The sequence below is a fragment of the Streptomyces sp. H27-H5 genome, assembly GCF_026627505.1.
Classification (GTDB): Bacteria; Actinomycetota; Actinomycetes; order Streptomycetales; family Streptomycetaceae; genus Streptomyces.
Window position 1 is genome coordinate 55,852 of the sequence record NZ_JAPNLK010000047.1, and the last position, 16,432, is coordinate 72,283.

Below are 16,432 nucleotides of genomic sequence, written 5' to 3' on the forward strand. Positions count from 1 at the left end.
CCACCTCGGCAAGGAGCACACCCCCATGGGCGGCGAAGCGGCGACGAAGACGGTCAGGCTCTCCGATCTCGACTGGCTGCTCAGCGGGCTGGTCCAACGGGTCCCGTACACCCGCGGCGCCGTCCTGCTCACCGCGGACGGACTCGTCACCTGCGTGTACGGCCTGGACGCCGACGACGCCGACCACATGGCCGCGCTGGCCTGCGGGCTCTACTCCCTGGGGCGCGGGGCCGGTTCCCGCTTCGCGGACGGCGCGGAGGTCCGACAGGTGGTGGTCGAACTGGACACGGCCCTCGTCTTCGTCTCGGCGGCCGGCTCCGGGACCTGTCTGGCCGTGCTCGCGGACGGGGCGGCCGACGCCGGGGTCCTCGGCTACGAGATGGCGATGCTGGTCAAGAGCGTCCGCCCGTACCTGTCGGCGCCGCCGAGGCGGCCCGTCACCGCCGACGCGGAGCGATGAGGACCCGGATCGGGGGGACGCACACCGTCGGCGCGGGACGGGACACCCCGTGGCTGGACGACACCGCGGGCCGGGTGACGCGCCCGTACACCGCGAGCGGCGGACGGACCCGACCGGCCGTCGCACTCGACCTGCTCTCGCTGGTGGCGGCGACCGGCGTACGTCCGCGTGCGCCGCTCGGGCCCGAGCACACCCTCGTCCTGCGCCTGTGCGCGGGCGTGGCGGCGGTCACGGTCGCCGAGATGGCGGGGCACCTGCGGCTCCCGACGACGGTGGTGAAGGTGCTGCTCGGCGACCTCCTCGAACACGGGGCCGTCACGGCGCAGGCGCCGCGGCACCTGGACGGCGGTGCACTGATCGCCGACGACCAGACCCTGCTGCGGGCGGTCCTCGAAGGCCTGCGCCGGTGCCGGTGACGACCGCCCGACCCCGCCCCGACCCATCACGCTCTCGGATCCGGGGGAACCGCATGACCCTGTACGCATCGACCGGCCACCTGCTCCTCACCCCCGTGGACCGGGAGGCGCCCGCGCGCACCCCGCGCCTGCGCGAACTGGACCTCGGGGAGCGGGCGGACCCGGAACTCGACGCCTTCGCGCAACACGTCGCCGAGACACTGCAAACGCCCTACGCGGGGGTCAACTTCATGGGGGAGGAGCGGCAGTTCTTCGCCGGCCTGCACCACGGGCCGGACGCCCCGCGGCGCGGCTACCCGGCCCGTTCCCTGCCCCGGGACCACGGGCTACTGCCCGCACGTGGTCGTCCGGCGGCGGGCGCTGGCCCTGGAGGACGTACGGGACTACGCGCGCTTCGCCGGGAACGCGGTCGTGGACGGCAGCGGCGTACGGTCCTACCTGGGAGCCCCGTTGACGGACCGGCGGGGCTTCGTCCTGGGGACGGTGTGCGCCGTGGACCTGGTGCCGAGGCGCTGGGGACTGGACGGACTGGCGACGGTGAAGGGCCTCGCGGCGGAGCTGATCGAGCTGGTCCACACGCGCGAGGACGGACGAGGCGCCCCCAGGCCCATTGACCCGCAGGGTTGTTGACTCGGGTGATGGGTGGGTGTCCGTCGAGTGCGGCCGGTTGAAGGTGTGAAGCGTCAGACAGGGGCCCGGTGGCCGGGAGGGCGGACACGGATACGAGGGGGCCCGGCCCCCCTCCGTGCATGGAGGGGGGCCGGGGCCGTGTGTCAGGGTGTGCCGGGCGCCGCGTAGGGCAGCGGCTGGGTGCTCACCCGGTCCAGCAGGACGATGTTCGGGTTGCAGTCCGCCGCCTGGACGTTCACGGAGCCGTCCGGCCTCCGCTCCACCACCAGCAGGCTGAAGTCGGCCAGCGCCTGGAGTTGTGTCGGCTCGACCGCGTACTCGTAGACACGCTGCTCACCGCGCGCGAGGCTGGTGCTCTGGCCGTCACTGGTCGTGTACGAGGTGGACTCGTTCGTCGAACGGGTCGTGCTGGTCGACGTACCGGTCGTCTTGTTGTGGCTGCCGCCCGAGCTGCTGCTCGTCGAGAACGAGCTGGGCCCGCTCTGGTAGCTGCTGGAGCTGCTGGTCCCCCAGTTCGACCCCCGGCTCACCGACTCGCTGTACGTGGTGCCGGTGCTCACCGACGATCCGAAGGTCTTGGCCACGGAAGTGCTGACCGTCGTGCCGTCGGTGTTCGTCAGCGAGTGCAGGACGAAGGAGTGGTGGCGGCCCATGAAGTCCGCAGCGACCCCGGCCTCCTGGTGGTTCCCCAGCTTCATGAAGCCGACCGTGCCACTGCCGATCACCTCCTGGGACCCCTCGCGCAGGTGCGGGTGCAGGACGGTGAGCTGCGCGCCGCGCCGCTCGCAGACACTGGCCAACTGTTCCAGGTACTGCCGGTGCAGGCCCTTCTCGCCGAGCGCGACGACCACCGACGGCGCTGCCTCCGGGAAGGAGGCCAGGCGCCGGGTCACGCTCTGCACGGCCAGGTCCGCCAGCAGCTCGTTGCCGGCCGATCCCGTGGTGAAGTCCATGGCGATGCAGGTGAGGTAGCCGGGACCGCGCCCGTTCCGCTCGGCACCCAGACGCTCCAGCGGATGGACGAACGAAGCGAGCCGCAGCAGGCTGTCCCGTATCTGGTCCTTGTTCTTGTCGCCCACCAGGTCGTCCGCGATGCGGTTGCGTTCGGCCCGGGTGAGGGCCTCGGTGTCGTCGATCTCGCCCATCAGGGCTCGCAGACCCGCACCCAGGCGGGCCGGGGTGACATCGCCGCCGAGCGCCCCGCACAACTGGTGGAGGATCCTGGTGTCCATGGCCCGCGCGGCCCTGTTGGCCTCCGAGCCGTCGGCGTACACGGCCTCCACGAGGGTGTCGACCAGCTCCTGCGGCGTCAGACCGCTCACGATCCCGCTCTCGGCCATGCGGCTCGGCAGCAGTTGTACGTCGACGGGGACATCGGCGAGCTCGGCGAGCGTCGCCAGCTCCTGACACACGAGGGCCTGCGTCAGGTCGAGGACGATCAGCGGCTGCTGCCGGAGCGTCGACGTGCCGAAGACGGTGAGGAAGCCCTCCCGGCTGCGCTGACTGCCGCCGAAGATGTCCAGACGCCGCGTGCCCGGTCCTGCCGGGAGCGCGCCCCACGCGTCCAGGCTCCGCACCCACTCGTCCTGCGCGGCGGCGTGCTGGTGGCGGCGCTGGTTCCAGTCGTGCCAGGCGTATTGGAAGTGGTTCTCCAGTTCCGTGCGCTTGGCTTCCAGCTGCGCGCCGGCCGTCGTCGCCGACCGTCCGGCGTGGCCGACCAGGACCAGGCACACCACGGCGGCCGCCACGGCGAGCACGGCCATGAAGCTGCCGGCCACGGCGGCCAGCAGCAGGAGCGCCAGCACGATCCCGCCGCCGACCTTGACGGTGGAGCCCTTGCGCTCCTGGTGGGTCAGTCGGGCGGCGTGCGCCCGGTTCTCGTACGCCATGGGTACGGGATGCCGCTGCGGCTCGGGCTCGGGGAAGGGCCGGCGCAGCGACTCGGGGTCGCGGTAGGTCCAGCCCAGCCGCTGCCCGGGGGCGAACAGCCGCAGGTGGTGGTCGGGCGGTGCCGCCCCGGACCCGGCCACGGCCCCGGTCGTCTGGGAGGTCATGCGGCCGGGCCTCCATGGGGTGCGAGGGGTCCGGCCGGTCCGGCCACGAACGGCTCCAGCGCGCGGATGCGCTGGTGGAGCGGGGGATGCGTGGCCATCAGCCGGTCCATCAGACGCTGCTTGCCGCTGTCGTCGTCGGCACCCTGGGTGTGCGAGTCCGTGAACGTGGCCAGCAACAAGGGCCCGTAGCCGATCTCCGCGGCGAACCGGTCGGCCCGCAGTTCACCCAGCCGACCCGCCCAGGCGAGGAGGACGGGGACGGCGAACAGGGCGAGCGCGGGCGGGAAGGCCAAGGCGAGGGAGATCGCGATCGCACCGATGATCAGGGCGAACAGGAGCGCGCCGAGGCAGGCGATCTGCGCGGCCACCAGGAAGACGAAGGTCACGACGAACTTCACGACGGCCATGACGACCCGGGCCGGGAGCGCGTACCAGACGCCGAGCAGCCCGGACCAGGCGTGACCGCCGACGTGGTGCCCCAGTTCGTGGGCGAGGACCGCGCCGAGGCGCTCCGGGGGAAGGGTGTTGAGCGACTTCTGCGTCACGCTGACGATGTGTCCGGCGGCGGCGAAGGCGTTGACCTGGCTGCTGTCCTCGACCCACAGGTCGTAGCGCGAGCCGTCGATGCCGGCCTGCCGGGTGACGTCGTCCCAGAGTGGCCTGAGCCTCGCCAGTTCGGCGGCCGTGGGTTCGCGGACCTTGAACAGCATCCGGGCCAGGGCGCGCTCGGTCGGACGGTGGAACATCAGGGCACCGGACGCGAGCCAGGCGATGACGAAGACGACGTCGAGCCCCGTCGGCAGCAGTTGGGAGACCAACCAGATGACGAGCAGACTGCCGAAGAACAGGGGCAGGTTGAGGAGGATCGTGGTGATGGACGACGAGTCCGCGCCGCGGCGGACCGCCGGTGGCGCGGCCGGGTCGTACGCGGCCGGCGGGTAGGGGGGTGCCTTGTACGCGGCCGGCGGGTACGCGGGTGCGGGAGCTCCGCCCGGCACCGGCGGGTATCCGGGCTGCGGCATCCCGAGCGTGGGAGGCGCGGGCGGGGGAGTCGGGCCCGCGGCGGGATGATGCCCCGGACCCTGCCCCTGCGCAGGCGCGGGCGGGTGCCCGGAAGGCTGGAAGCCCGCGACCGGCGGCGTAGGGAAGGCGCCGGGGGCGTGTTGTGGCGGCGCGGGCACGAACGGGCTGCCGTAGGAGGCCTGTCCGCCGTACGTTCCGTACGCCGGCGGAGGCTGCGCGGCCGGGTGACCCGGCGCCTGGGCGGGCGGGGCCGGCGTCCCAGGAGAGCCGGGTTCGGTGAATCCACCTTCACCCGGAGGGTGTTGCGGCAAACGAGGATCGACGGGTTGAGTCACGGAATTCCGTCCCATGAGTGCCATGCGGGGTAAATGGCGCTGAAATCTGGATGGTTGACCAGATGCTGACTCGGCAGACGGATCATGGGAGATCCCAGTGATTCGACTCGCCCCCGAATCCGCCGAAGCGGAGAGTCATGTCATCTTTCGACCTTGAGGTCGAGTCATGCTGCATCACCCTTGGCTCGACGTCCAGTTCGCTTCACGGCGGCGAGCGTAGTATCCGCCGCCGGGTTGGTCTCGACCTTGATCGACTCTAGGATGTGTCGTCGCGATCGATCTACGGGGGCCGGGCTGTGTCGACCATGCTGCGCGAAGGCGAAGCGAAGCAGGACACGTCGACGGGACGCCGGACGTGACGGCCGCGGACACCAACGGCCGGGCATGGCACCACCTCCTCGCCATGCCCACGTACGCACTGACCGAGGTGCCGCGGCAGCGCCCCGACGCCTCCCGGCCGGCAGGCCCCGACGACGAACTGCGCGGCCACCGGTTCGCCGCCCTCGTCTCCGCCTTCCACGCCCGCGACCCGTACGACTTGGGCGGCGGCAGCGTCCTCGTCGGCTGGTCGCGCCCGTCGGCCGCCCAACCCCTCGACGTCTTCCTCGGCGGGGCCCCGCTGGCCGGCGGCGACGACGCCACCGACCCGGGCACGGTCCTGCTCCGCCTCCCCGCCGGGGCGCGAGGGCGGCGGCAGCCCCCCGGAGCCGTCGCCGCCACACTGGCGCACTTCCCCCACTGGACCTCCGTCGCCGGAGTCGCCGACGGACTGCTCGCCGACGACGAGAGCCCGGAGCGGGCTGCGCCCCGGCTGCGCCCCACGCTGGAGGACTGCCTGCTCGGCGTCTGGCAGGAGGGCTTCGCCTGGCTGCTCCTCGCCGATCCGGTCGCGCCCGACGAGCTCGACGAGCTGACCGGCGAGACCGCGGACCGGCAGCGAAGGGCGCAGTCCAAGGCGGCGGGCTCGCCCGAGTACGGCCTGCAAGCCGCCCGGCTGGAGCGCAGGCACAAGGAGCTGGCGAAGGCGTCCGCCACCGGCCTGTGGCGCATACGCCTGCTGGCCGGTGGCCGTACGCCCGAGGACGCACAGCGGGTGGCCGCCTTGGTCTGCGCGTCGGCCGACCTGGAGGGACTCCCGTACGCGCTCAAGCCGACCGGTCAGGTGGGCGACCTCGCGTCGGTCCTCACGGCCGGGACCGGGGCCGATCTGCCGGATGCCGCGAACTTCCCCTTCCTCGGGAGCTCGGAGCTGTTGGCGGCCCTGGCCCGCCCCCCGGCCCGGGAGGTGCCCGGCGTACGGTTCGCGCTGCGCCCCGAGTTCGACGTGACCCCGGAGACGGCGTCCCGGACCTCCCGGCCGGGCGCCGGCCCCATCCGGCTCGGCACGGTCCTCGACCGCAACCGCAGCCCCGTCGGCGCCCTCGACCTGTCGCGGTCCACCCTCAACCGGCACACCTTCGTCTGCGGAGCGACGGGCGGCGGCAAGTCCCAGACCGTACGCGGCCTGCTCGAGGCAGCCACCCGGGCGGGGCTGCCGTGGCTGGTCGTCGAACCGGCCAAGGCGGAGTACCGGTTCATGTCCGCCCGCCTGGGCGACGAGCACGAGGTCATCGTCATCAAGCCCGGTGACCGCGACGCCCTCCCGGCCGGTCTGAACCCACTGGAACCCTCCGTCTTCGCGGACGGCGAACGCTTCCCCCTGCAGACCCACCTCGACATGGTCCGCGCGCTCTTCCTCGCCTCCTTCGACCCGCAGGAGCCGTTCCCGCAGGTGCTGAGCGCCGCGTTGACGCGCTGCTACGAGGACCTGGGCTGGGACCTCACCCTCGGCGAACCGCGTTTCGCCGGGACGGAGCCGCGCTATCCGACACTCGAGGACCTGGAGCACACGGCCCTGCGGATCGTCGCGGAGATCGGTTACGGCAAGGAGATCACCGACAACGTCCAGGGCTTCATCAAGATCAGGCTCGCCAGCCTGCGGCTCGGCACCACGGGCCGGTTCCTGGAGGGCGGCCACCCCGTCGACTTCGGCGAACTGCTCCAGCGGAACGTCGTCTTCGAGATCGAGGATGTCGGTGACGACAAGGACAAGGCGTTCCTGATGGGGACCATCCTCATCCGGCTCGTCGAGTACTTGAGGATGGAACAGCGGACGACCCGTCGGCTCTCCTTCCCCCTGCGCCACCTGACCGTCTTCGAGGAGGCCCACCGGCTGCTGCGCCGCTCGGAGGACGGCGGGGCGAGCGCCCACGCCGTGGAGATGTTCGCGGGCCTGCTGGCCGAGATCCGCGCGTACGGGGAGGGCCTGGTGATCGCCGACCAGATCCCCGGCAAGCTGGTCCCCGACGTCATCAAGAACACCGCGGCCAAGGTCGTCCACCGGCTGCCGGCACGGGACGACCGCGAGGCCGTGGGCGCCACGATGAACATCACCGAGGCGCAGTCGGAGTACCTGGTCACCCTCAAGCCCGGTGAGGCGGCGGTCTTCGCCGACGGCATGGACTACCCCTTGCTGGTCCGCATGGAGGACGGCACGTCGCGCGAGGACGCGGCGGCCATCCGTCCGGCGTCCCCGGCCCCGATGGTCGCGCCGCGCAGCGGGGCCTGCGGTGAGGGCTGCTCGGTGGCTCCCTGCACGCTCCGGCAGCTGCGCACGGCGCAGCGGCTGACCGAGCAGGACGAGTTCCGCATCACCCTCTGGGCCGAGATGGCGGTAGCGGCCCATCTGTTGGGCTGGGTCACGCCCCTGCCGGGAGAGGCCATGCGCCGCGATCTGGCTCCGTACTGGGCCTCGGATCGGCGTCTGGTGGAGTGCGCCATCAGCCAGGCCGTCGACCGAGCGGTACACAGCCGGGTGGGCGCCCCGGCCTCACCGACTGCCCTGGCCGGGCACGTCGCCGCGATGATGCGGGCCCAACTCGACGGTTCCGACCCCTGCCCGGTCGCCGAGCCGCGGTGGAAGGCGCGCAAGGGGACGAAGACGCGCCAGTACTACCACGGGCGCCACACACCGTCCGTGCTGGAGTCGACCGTCGGGTGTGCGGACCCGTCTGACGACTGGTCCAAGCGGTTCGCCCGCGCGCTGGCGTGCTTCGCGCGCAAGCCGCGCAAGCCGGTGCTGCCCGAACCGTCGACGGGGGACACGAGATGAGCGAGCTCGACACGACCGACACCAGAGGGGCGGACGTCCCTCAGCCCTCTCCGCCGCCGGATGTTCCGGAGCCCGCCGGGGAACCGCAGGAGGCGCCGGAAGCGCCGGAAGCGCCGGAAGCGGACGGCGACCAGGTCCCGGACGACGCCGGGACGGACGCCTACGCCGAACCGGATGAGCCGGAGGGGGCGGGAGGGTACGAGGGGGCGGGGGAGTTCGAGGAGTCCGCCGGACCCGAGGAACCCGAAGCCGCTGATGATGCTGTCGTGGGTGTCGACACTGCGGATGACGATGCCGACCCGGAGGAGACCGAGGCGTCCGACGGCGCGTCGGAGCCGGAGCCGGCTACCGCCGAGGATGCCGGTTCCCGTCGCGTCGATGCGGGTGACGACCGGCCGGAGCCGGCCGAGGCCTCCGGCGATTCCGCGATCGATGACCATGCCGAGCCCGAAGCGCCCGGTGAGCCCGAGGCCTCCGACGACACCGAGGACGTGGTGGAGGGCGAGGACGTCGAGCCGATGGAGTCGGAAGACACCGAGGACCGGGTGGAGCCCGCGCCGGAGTCCGTCGACAGCGATGCGGATGGGGTCGCGGATGACGCGGCCGAGGGCGAAGACGTCGAGGCGCTGGACGAGGGAGGCGCCGAAGCTGTCGACGACTCCGGGCCCGCGGAACCTGAATCCGTCGATGAGCCGGCAGAGCCAGTACAGACGGAGGCGGCGGGGGCCGGTGAGTTGGACGTCGACGCGCCGGATGCCGACGTCTCCGGACGGCAGCCCGTGCCGACGGCGGATGCGGCTTCTGCCGAGCCCGGGTGGAATGCGGAGGTGGGCGCACCGCGGTCGGAGGAGCCTGGCGAGCCGGAAACCGCCTCGTTCGGGGACTTCGTGGGACGGGTGCGCGACGCGCTCTCCGGAAGGAAGGAAACGACCGACCAGGCCGGCGACAGATACGCCACGGTCGACCGGCCGTCCTTCAACGAGTGGGCGGTGCCAGAGGAGAACACGGTTCTCTATCGGTACGATTCACCGTTGGACGGTTCCGACGGGAAGCGCATCCCTCTGTTCGACGGGCCGCCCACCCGGGAACAGACCAAACAGGGATCGCTCAACGACTGTGGAGTCATCGCCACGATGGGCGCGGTCGCCGGGCATCGACCCGAAGCGATCTCCGATCGCATTCGGGAGAACGGTGACGGCACATACGAGGTGACGCTTCATCAGACGAAGAGGACCTTCGACGGTGATTGGTCCCACTTCGAACCGACAGGGGAATTTACGGTCCTTACCGTCACGCCTGAACTTCCGGTGCTCTACGCGTCCCCCGAGCAGCCTGCCTACGCGAAACCGGAAGGTGGGGCGGCCTGGGGTCCCATTCTGGAGAAAGCGCTGGCCGGAGTCGATCAGACGTGGGACGAGGGTAGAAGGAAAGTGGCTGAGGGGTATGAGCGGTTGGACCTCGGCAGCTTCCCCAACACTCGTGCGGAAATGCTCACTCAGCTCACCGGCAAACCCGCGTACTCCGAGGATTTCCCGACACAATTCAACATGCAAGGGCGCAGCCCCGATCGGCAACTTTTGGACACGTTCCGGGAGAAGCTGGCGGAAAGGAGTCCGGTGCTGGTCGGGACCGTGGACGTTGAACCTGGGCAACCGAGACTTCCTCATGGACTCATCGGTGGCCACGCTTATGAAGTGACCAAGGTGGACGATTCTGGGCAGATACATCTGCGTAACCCGCACAACAATCGACACCCGGAAGATCTGTCGGTCGATGATTTCAGAAAATGCATCAAGAATCGTTACACGACGTTGGAGTGAGTTTTATGGTCAGTGAAATCATGCTTCGGCACGCTGCGCCCGTGGCGTTGGGTGACGTGACTTTCGTCGCGATCCATGTCCACGCTCCGACCGGACTGCCCCTCACGGTCTCTCTCGGGGTTGATGCAGACGAGGAGACGGATTACGAACTGGGAATCGGCGATACGTTCCTTGTCCGTGGTGAGGTCTGGGTCCTGGATCGTGTGGAGAACCATTTGAGTCGGGACTACCGCGTTTTCCTCAGGAAGGCTCAGTGAAAGGTCGGGGAGGGAAGCGGCTCCTGTTGCCGTATTGAATGGGGGGGAATGATGGCGAAAGCAGAGTTCTACGTTTCGGTAGACGTGGAGGCCGACGGGCCCGTGCCCGGGCCGTTCTCGATGTCGAGCTTCGGGCTGGCGGTGGCGGGGGTCCGCGACGGGGGCGGGTTCCAAGTGGTCGACCCCGCCGAGCGCACCTTCTACGCCGAGCTCAAGCCGATCAGTGACGCCTTCGACCCGGAGTCCCTGGCGGTCGGCTGCCTGGACCGCGGGCGGCTGACGCGGGAGGGGCTGGATCCCGCCGAGGCGATGAACGGAGCGGCCGCGTGGCTGGCCGCGGTGTCGGAGGAGCTGGGCGCCAAGCCGGTGTTCGTCGCGTACCCGCTGGGTTACGACTGGATGTGGATGTACTGGTACTTCACGCAGTTCGCCGACGGGGGTTCGCCGTTCGGCCATTCCCGCTGCATGGATCTGAAGTCGTTGTACGCGGCCAAGGCCGACGTCCGGATCGGGGAGGCGACGAAGCGGTCGATGCCGGGCCACCTGCTGCCTTCGCGTCCCCACACGCACAATGCCCTGGACGACGCGATCGAGCAGGGCGAGCTGTTCCAGAACCTGATGCGCTGGGATGCCCCCCGCGCCGGCCACCGTGATCTGTCGTCAAAGTGATCTCGTGTCGTGGATCACGGTGGGGTGATACGTCGGAACCGTCCGGCGCTGAGGGGGAACGCGTGCAGCCGCTGCCGCCCCCGGGCCTGTGCTGGGGCGGCCGTAGCTGGACGACCGGACGATCCTGAACGGGATCGACAACTCCTGGGCTCCGCCCCTCAGGCGCGGGGGTCGAGGAACGCCGAGATCCGCTTGCGCAGTCCCGCGGCATCCAGGCCGTGCGCCGCGGTGTGTTCGTCGATCGTGCCGTAGCGGCGGAGTTCGGCCCGGGAGACGCCGAGGCCCAGGACGCGGTGGGGGAGGTCGGCGAGGGCGTCGTTGGCGGCGGCCGTGGACGTGCCGGCCAGGTACGGCTCGACGAGCACGACGTCGGCCGGGCCGGAGCCGACGGCCGCGCGCAGCGCCGCGTCGTCGAAGGGGCGCACGGTCGTCGCGTAGAGGACCGTGACGTCCATGTCCCGCGTCGCGGCCAACACCTCGTCCAGCAGCGGGCCGACGGCGAGCACCACGCCGGCGCCGCCTTGCCTGACCGTCTGGAAACCCAGGCCGGAGAAGGGGCGCGACCGGCTGTTCTCCTGTGCGGAGAGCCGGACGTACACCCGGTCGTCGCCGGCGGCGTAGGCGTGGCGCAGCAGTTCCTCGGCCTCGTCGGGATGGCCGGGCACGTGGATCGTCCAGCCTTCGAGGGTGTCCATCAGGGCGACGTCGCCCGGCGACATGTGGGTGAAGCCGCCGGCGGGCCAGTCGTAGCTCGCGCTCGCGCTGACCAGCACGCCGCCGGTGCCCTGGTGCCCGAAGTCCAACTTGACCTGCTCGAACGGCCGCTCCACGAGGAAACTCGCGAAGGTGTGCATGATCGGGCGCATTCCGGTGAGGGCCAGGCCCCCGCCGACGCCCACGAGCAACTGCTCCCGGATCCCGACGTTGACGACCCGGTCCGGGTGACGTTCCCGGGCCGGACGGAATCCGTCCATGGTGATCTCGGCGAGCACGAGGGCCAGCCGGGGATCCTCGTCGAGCAGTCGAGAGGTGACCGCGATGAACCGTTCCCGCATGGTGTCCATGTTCTTCCCTGCCCCTTGGCTTCTGCTTCTCACAGGACGCCCTGATCGGGACGCCCGATCAGGACCTCTGATCAGAACTTCTTCTCGACGCGGGCGACGACGGCGTGCGGTCGACCCGGATGCGGCAGGGTGAAGGCCGCGTGCAGGGCCTCGTGGTCCCGCCCGTCGACGGTGACCGCCGACCAGCCCGCCGCCTCGAAACGGGAGGCGATCCCGCCCGGCCAGCCGTGGGTCGCGGAGTCGTTGTCGATCACCACCGTGTGCAGCCGGTCCAGGCCGGCCGAACCCGCGTGGGCGAGCGCCTCGTGGTTGCTGCCCTCGTCGAGCTCGGCGTCCCCGATCAGCACCCACACCGCCGGATCGTCCAGTCCCTGCGCCCGCAGCCCGAGCGCGCTGCCGACCGCCAGCGGCAGCCCGTGTCCGAGCGAGCCGCTGCCGATCTCCACGCCGGGGATCAGGGTGCGGTCCGGGTGGTGGCCGAGCGGGGAGTCGTACGAGCCGAACCCGCTCAGCCACTCCACGGGGAAGAACCCCTTCGCGGCGAGCACGGCGTAGTAGGCCATCGGTCCGTGCCCCTTGGAGAGCAGGAACCGGTCCCGCGCGGGATCCCGGGCGGACTCGGGCCCCACCCGCAACACCCGGTCGTAGAGCACCCACAGCACGTCGAGCGTGGACGTGGCGGCGGGTCCGTGCTTCTCGGCCCCGGTCATGAGGGCGATGAGGCGGCCAAGGTCTTCGTGGCGGAGCCCGGTGTCCGCGATTGCCTGTGTCATGCGTCCCACCGTGCAACCTCAAGTCGGCTTGAGGTCAAGCGGCCGCCGAAGCGGTGATCGAGCGTTCGGGGATCGGGTCGTGGGACCGGTCTCGGGGAACCGGTCCGGGAAAGGTGCGCGCGACCACCCTCCGAAGTGCGGTATTGTTCTCGTGCCAGTTCAACCCGGGGAAACCCCCAGGTCAGCAGGCATCGGGACGTGGCGCAGCTTGGTAGCGCACTTGACTGGGGGTCAAGGGGTCGCAGGTTCAAATCCTGTCGTCCCGACCAGCGTTTTATGCAGGTCGGAGGCCGTTCTCTCTCCGTGAGAGGACGGCCTTTCGCATGTCCGGGGTGCGGCGGTCGCCGCCGGCATGGCGCGCGCCTCGACGTGTTCACTCGGCGCGGGTCCGTCCCGACGGACGGCCGCGGGGAGGCGCTCGCCACATTCGAGGCACCCGTCATCGGTGTTGTGTACCCACTCCGTTAACATGTTCGAGCAAACAATGATCACAGTTTGAATTCATATAAATCGGCTGAAAATTGATATCTAGGGTGTCGCGATCCCTTTCGCGAAGAGGCGGCGGAATCGGGTTCGCCGGGTGGCGTCGGCCGCGGGTCCTGTTGTGGGCCGCGGTGAGTGTGATCGCCCTCGGTTTCCTCGTCGCGCTGGAGATCGCCGCGCGCCACTACGGCGTGCCGGGCCCGGTGACCGTCCAGGCGCGCGAGGTGATCTTCGCGCCCCAGTCGGGGACCGTGCTGTACGCCAGCATGGCCTTGATGATGGTGGTGCTCACCTGGCGGCAGCGGTTCATCGCGGTCGGCACGGCCATCGGCATCGACCTGGTCTTCTGGCTCGTGCGGTGGCTGGTCGGCGCCCAGATGATGTTCGGCAACGGCGCGTTGTGGGTGACCCTCGGCTGCGCCGTCATCGCCGTCACGCGCCGCACCGGCACGGAGCGCGCCCTGCTGCTCAAGGGCGTCGGGCTGGCCCTGCTGCTGGTGGCCGGCCGCAAGACCGGCTACACCTGGCTGCTGATCACGTCCAAGACCCGCCCGATGGTCCTCGACCAGTACGTGGCGACGGCCGATCACGCGTTCGGCAACCCGTCGTGGGTCGTGGGCCGCCTGGTCGAGGCCACCGGCGCGGTCGGCGCCCACGTCCTCGACTGGGTCTACATCCAGCTCGCGGTCGCCGCGGTCGCCGTCGCGCTGTACCAACTGCGCAGGGTGCAGATCGAGCGCCGCTTCCCGAGCCACCACCTGGTGCGCACGTTCCTGGTCATCGGCCTGCTCGGGCCGGGCATCTACATGATCTTCCCGGTGGTCGGGCCGATCTTCGCCTACGGCGCCGACGGCGGGCAGTGGGCGCTGGCCGACCTGTGGCCGAACACCCCGCCGCCGACCGGCATCCCGCAGGCGATGCCCTTCGACGGGTTCACCCCGCGCAATTGCATGCCCAGCCTCCACACGGCATGGGCCACCACGATCTTCATCCATTCCCGCAAGGCCCCGCGAGCCCTGCGGTTCGCGGGCACGTTCTGGCTGATCGCGACGCTCGGCGCCACGCTGGGCTTCGGTTACCACTACGGCGCGGACATCATCGCCGGCGTGGTGTTCACGCTCACGATCGAGGCGGGGCTGCGTTCGCTCGCCCGCGGCTGGGACCGGTCCGGAGCCCTCCTGGTCGCCCACGGTGGCGCGGTGTTCGTCGCGCTCCTGGTGTCGTACCGCTACTTGTCGACGGAGATGGCCGGACACCCCTGGGTGTTCGGACCGCTGCTCCTCCTCGCGACGGGCTCGGTGATCCACGCCTACCTGCGCACCACCAAGGCGTGGGAACGGACCACCCCGTCGGCGCGCATTCCGGAACAGCGACGCGAACCCCAGCCCGAACTGGTCTGAGTCGTCTCGCGGCGGCCCGCGGACGCCGGGGGTCGTACGTGCCCTGTGCCGGGTCCGTCCGGCCCTTGCGAGGATCCCGGCCGCCGCGTCCGACGACTCAGGCGATGACCGGGCCGTCGGGCAGGGATTCCCGCCGCGCCCACCAGGCCTCCGGGACACCGGCCGTGCCGGTGCGCGCGGCGACCGTTCCGGCGCTGATCGCGCAGTTGGTGTCGATGTCGCCGAGGCCCTCCGCCGTGGCCCACAGCGCGTCGAGGAGACTGTCCAGGTGCCGGGCCGCGGACCACAGGGCGAAGGGCACCGTGTCGCTCGCGCGGATCAACCGGCCGTTGCCGAGCACGTCGGCGGCCTCGCCCGGCCCGGTGTCGGCGGGCAGCGCGGCGGCCCGGCGCAGGCCCTGCGCGACCTGCCCGGCGGGTGTGAGGGCGGCCACCTCGCGCAGGAAGGCCGACGCCTCGGGAACGGGCCGGTCCCGGCTGCGCACGGCCAGGGCGGCCGCCACGGCCACCGCCACGGCGCCCGCGATCCCCTCCGGGTGCGCGTGGGTGACCTCGGCCGACAGCACGGCCTGGTCCGCCACCTCGTCCAGGTCCTCGTGGAACCACGCGCCCAGCGGCGCCACCCGCATCGCCGCGCCGTTGCCGAGACTGCCCTGACCGTCGAAGAGGTTCCTCGCCTCGGTGCGCCAACTCGCCGGCCTCTTCGCGAGTTCCGGGAGGAGCCGGCGCATGCCGTGGCCGTAGCCGCGGTGGGCGTCCGCCACATAGGCCGCGCCGAAGGCCTCGGCCAACCGGTCCTGGCGTACCGTGCCGTGCTCCCTCAGGACGCGGAGCACCGACACCGCCATCGCCGTGTCGTCGGTCCAGCGCCAGGTCGGCTCGAGCGGCGCCCGGCGCGCCCGGATCCCCTCGATCGCCGCATCACCGGGTCGGAAGTACGGAAGCCACAGCTCCCCGAACGCGTCACCGAGGGCCAGGCCTTCCAGGGCGTCACGTGCGGCGTCCACGGGTGTCGTCATGGATCGCATGCTGCCGGTACGACCGCCCCGCGCGCACCCGTTTTACGCATCCCGGCCCCGCCCTGCCCGGGACTCAGGTGCCGGCCAGGAGGAGCCCGCCCATGGTGATCATCGTCGCGGCGACCAGGCCGTCCAGGACCCGCCAGGCCGAGGGCCGGGCGAGGAGGCCGCTGAGCAGCCGCGATCCGTAGCCGAGCGCGCTGAACCACGCCAGGCTGGCCAGGACGGCGCCGCCGCCGAAGGCCCAGCGCAGATCGCCCCGGTCCGCCGCGAGGGAGCCCACGAGCAGGACGGTGTCCAGGTAGACGTGCGGGTTGAGCCAGGTCATCGCCAGGCAGGTCAGTACGGCCGTGCGGGCGGACCCGGGGGTCGCGCCCCGCGTGGTGAGCGCCGCGCCGGGAGCGGGACGCAGCACCCGGCGGGCCGCGAGGACCCCGTAGCCGATCAGGAAGGTGCCGCCGGCGATCCCGACGGCGGTCAGCGCGGCCGGCCAGGCGTTGACGAAGGCCCCGACCCCCGCGACGCCGAGCAGGATGAGGAGCGCGTCGGACACCGCGCAGATGGCCACCACCGGGAGGACCGATTGCCGGCGCACTCCCTGACGAAGGACGAACGCGTTCTGGGCGCCGATGGCGACGATGAGGGAGAGACCGGTGCCGAAACCCGCGAGACCCGCCGTGGTGATGCCGTGTGTCATGGCTTCGACCGTAGGCACGCGCGTCGGTTCAGTACAGCTAAAGTTTTTTACGTACCCTTAGTGGTCTGCGTCGTAAATCCTTCGGGGGTTGACGTCGGGCTTGGCGTGCGCTTGCCCGTGTCAGGTGTCGAGACCGGTGAGGTGGAGGTGGCAGGCGGTGTCGAGTGCGTCCTCGGGGGTGC

At 71.1% G+C, this 16,432-nt stretch carries 13 protein-coding genes, 1 tRNA gene and 1 pseudogene; 9 read left to right on the forward strand and 6 right to left on the reverse strand.

Annotated elements, in window-relative coordinates; all coding sequences use genetic code 11:
- The first annotated feature begins 25 nt into the window (after window positions 1-25).
- The 3 genes and pseudogenes from OTB19_RS23285 to OTB19_RS23295 all read left to right on the forward strand — a co-directional run bounded on the left by OTB19_RS23285 (window position 26) and on the right by OTB19_RS23295 (window position 1,506).
- Complete coding sequence (locus OTB19_RS23285; protein WP_267800312.1) at window positions 26-460, forward strand: roadblock/LC7 domain-containing protein; 435 nt, start codon at window positions 26-28, stop codon at window positions 458-460.
- On the forward strand, window positions 457-876 hold the full coding sequence (locus OTB19_RS23290) for a DUF742 domain-containing protein (protein WP_267800293.1): 420 nt from the start codon (window positions 457-459) through the stop codon (window positions 874-876). The genes OTB19_RS23285 and OTB19_RS23290 overlap by 4 nt, the downstream gene beginning before the upstream one ends.
- Before the next feature lie 53 nt (window positions 877-929).
- Window positions 930-1,506 (forward strand): annotated as a pseudogene (locus OTB19_RS23295) (GAF domain-containing protein).
- Between the two features lie 143 nt (window positions 1,507-1,649).
- Here OTB19_RS23295 and OTB19_RS23300 read toward each other — a convergent pair.
- Both OTB19_RS23300 and OTB19_RS23305 read right to left on the reverse strand, forming a co-directional pair.
- Window positions 1,650-3,560: a hypothetical protein gene (locus OTB19_RS23300; RefSeq protein ID WP_267800294.1), complete on the reverse strand. Its 1,911-nt coding sequence runs from the start codon at window positions 3,558-3,560 to the stop codon at window positions 1,650-1,652.
- Window positions 3,557-4,582 carry a M48 family metalloprotease gene (locus OTB19_RS23305; protein WP_267800295.1) on the reverse strand — a complete coding sequence of 342 codons (1,026 nt, stop codon included), beginning with the start codon at window positions 4,580-4,582 and terminating at the stop codon, window positions 3,557-3,559. Before OTB19_RS23305 ends, OTB19_RS23300 begins: the two co-directional genes overlap by 4 nt.
- A gap of 691 nt (window positions 4,583-5,273) precedes the next feature.
- Here OTB19_RS23305 and OTB19_RS23310 point away from each other — a divergent pair.
- From OTB19_RS23310 to OTB19_RS23325, 4 genes are read left to right on the forward strand one after another with little or no spacing between them, the layout of a single operon-like run.
- Entirely contained in the window at window positions 5,274-8,069 is a 2,796-nt protein-coding gene (locus OTB19_RS23310) for an ATP-binding protein (RefSeq protein ID WP_267800296.1), read from the forward strand.
- Window positions 8,066-9,889, forward strand: coding sequence for a C2 family cysteine protease (locus OTB19_RS23315; protein WP_267800297.1), 1,824 nt, complete (start codon window positions 8,066-8,068; stop codon window positions 9,887-9,889). Before OTB19_RS23310 ends, OTB19_RS23315 begins: the two co-directional genes overlap by 4 nt.
- Before the next feature lie 5 nt (window positions 9,890-9,894).
- Window positions 9,895-10,146: a DUF6406 domain-containing protein gene (locus OTB19_RS23320; protein ID WP_267800298.1), complete on the forward strand. Its 252-nt coding sequence runs from the start codon at window positions 9,895-9,897 to the stop codon at window positions 10,144-10,146.
- A 51-nt stretch (window positions 10,147-10,197) separates the two neighbouring features.
- The gene (locus tag OTB19_RS23325) at window positions 10,198-10,815 is read left to right on the forward strand and encodes an exonuclease (RefSeq protein ID WP_267800299.1); all 618 of its coding nucleotides are present in this window, start codon (window positions 10,198-10,200) and stop codon (window positions 10,813-10,815) included.
- Between the two features lie 158 nt (window positions 10,816-10,973).
- Here the strand turns inward: OTB19_RS23325 and OTB19_RS23330 are convergent, their stop codons facing one another.
- Window positions 10,974-11,879 (reverse strand): transketolase family protein, encoded by a 906-nt coding sequence (locus OTB19_RS23330; RefSeq protein WP_267800300.1) that lies wholly within the window; start codon window positions 11,877-11,879, stop codon window positions 10,974-10,976.
- 71 nt (window positions 11,880-11,950) lie between these two features.
- Window positions 11,951-12,652, reverse strand: coding sequence for a thiamine pyrophosphate-dependent enzyme (locus OTB19_RS23335; RefSeq protein ID WP_267800301.1), 702 nt, complete (start codon window positions 12,650-12,652; stop codon window positions 11,951-11,953).
- Between the two features lie 192 nt (window positions 12,653-12,844).
- Here OTB19_RS23335 and OTB19_RS23340 point away from each other — a divergent pair.
- Both OTB19_RS23340 and OTB19_RS23345 read left to right on the forward strand, forming a co-directional pair.
- Window positions 12,845-12,921 (forward strand) — tRNA-Pro (locus OTB19_RS23340).
- Between the two features lie 297 nt (window positions 12,922-13,218).
- Window positions 13,219-14,535 carry a phosphatase PAP2 family protein gene (locus OTB19_RS23345; protein ID WP_420716895.1) on the forward strand — a complete coding sequence of 439 codons (1,317 nt, stop codon included), beginning with the start codon at window positions 13,219-13,221 and terminating at the stop codon, window positions 14,533-14,535.
- A 97-nt stretch (window positions 14,536-14,632) separates the two neighbouring features.
- On the opposite strand, the gene OTB19_RS23350 is transcribed toward OTB19_RS23345, so the two are convergent.
- Together OTB19_RS23350 and OTB19_RS23355 are read right to left on the reverse strand one after the other, a co-directional pair.
- Window positions 14,633-15,553 (reverse strand): ADP-ribosylglycohydrolase family protein, encoded by a 921-nt coding sequence (locus OTB19_RS23350; protein ID WP_267800303.1) that lies wholly within the window; start codon window positions 15,551-15,553, stop codon window positions 14,633-14,635.
- A 73-nt stretch (window positions 15,554-15,626) separates the two neighbouring features.
- Window positions 15,627-16,250, reverse strand: coding sequence for a LysE/ArgO family amino acid transporter (locus OTB19_RS23355; RefSeq protein ID WP_267800304.1), 624 nt, complete (start codon window positions 16,248-16,250; stop codon window positions 15,627-15,629).
- Window positions 16,251-16,432: the final 182 nt, after the last annotated feature.

Coding starts and splice junctions, on each gene's coding strand:
- OTB19_RS23285 (WP_267800312.1), top strand. CDS start 26: ATGGGCGGCGAAGCGGCGACGAAGACGGTCAGGCTCTCCGATCTCGAC.
- OTB19_RS23290 (WP_267800293.1), top strand. CDS start 457: ATGAGGACCCGGATCGGGGGGACGCACACCGTCGGCGCGGGACGGGAC.
- OTB19_RS23300 (WP_267800294.1), bottom strand. CDS start 3,560: ATGACCTCCCAGACGACCGGGGCCGTGGCCGGGTCCGGGGCGGCACCG.
- OTB19_RS23305 (WP_267800295.1), bottom strand. CDS start 4,582: ATGCCGCAGCCCGGATACCCGCCGGTGCCGGGCGGAGCTCCCGCACCC.
- OTB19_RS23315 (WP_267800297.1), top strand. CDS start 8,066: ATGAGCGAGCTCGACACGACCGACACCAGAGGGGCGGACGTCCCTCAG.
- OTB19_RS23320 (WP_267800298.1), top strand. CDS start 9,895: ATGGTCAGTGAAATCATGCTTCGGCACGCTGCGCCCGTGGCGTTGGGT.
- OTB19_RS23325 (WP_267800299.1), top strand. CDS start 10,198: ATGGCGAAAGCAGAGTTCTACGTTTCGGTAGACGTGGAGGCCGACGGG.
- OTB19_RS23330 (WP_267800300.1), bottom strand. CDS start 11,879: ATGGACACCATGCGGGAACGGTTCATCGCGGTCACCTCTCGACTGCTC.
- OTB19_RS23335 (WP_267800301.1), bottom strand. CDS start 12,652: ATGACACAGGCAATCGCGGACACCGGGCTCCGCCACGAAGACCTTGGC.
- OTB19_RS23350 (WP_267800303.1), bottom strand. CDS start 15,553: ATGACGACACCCGTGGACGCCGCACGTGACGCCCTGGAAGGCCTGGCC.
- OTB19_RS23355 (WP_267800304.1), bottom strand. CDS start 16,250: ATGACACACGGCATCACCACGGCGGGTCTCGCGGGTTTCGGCACCGGT.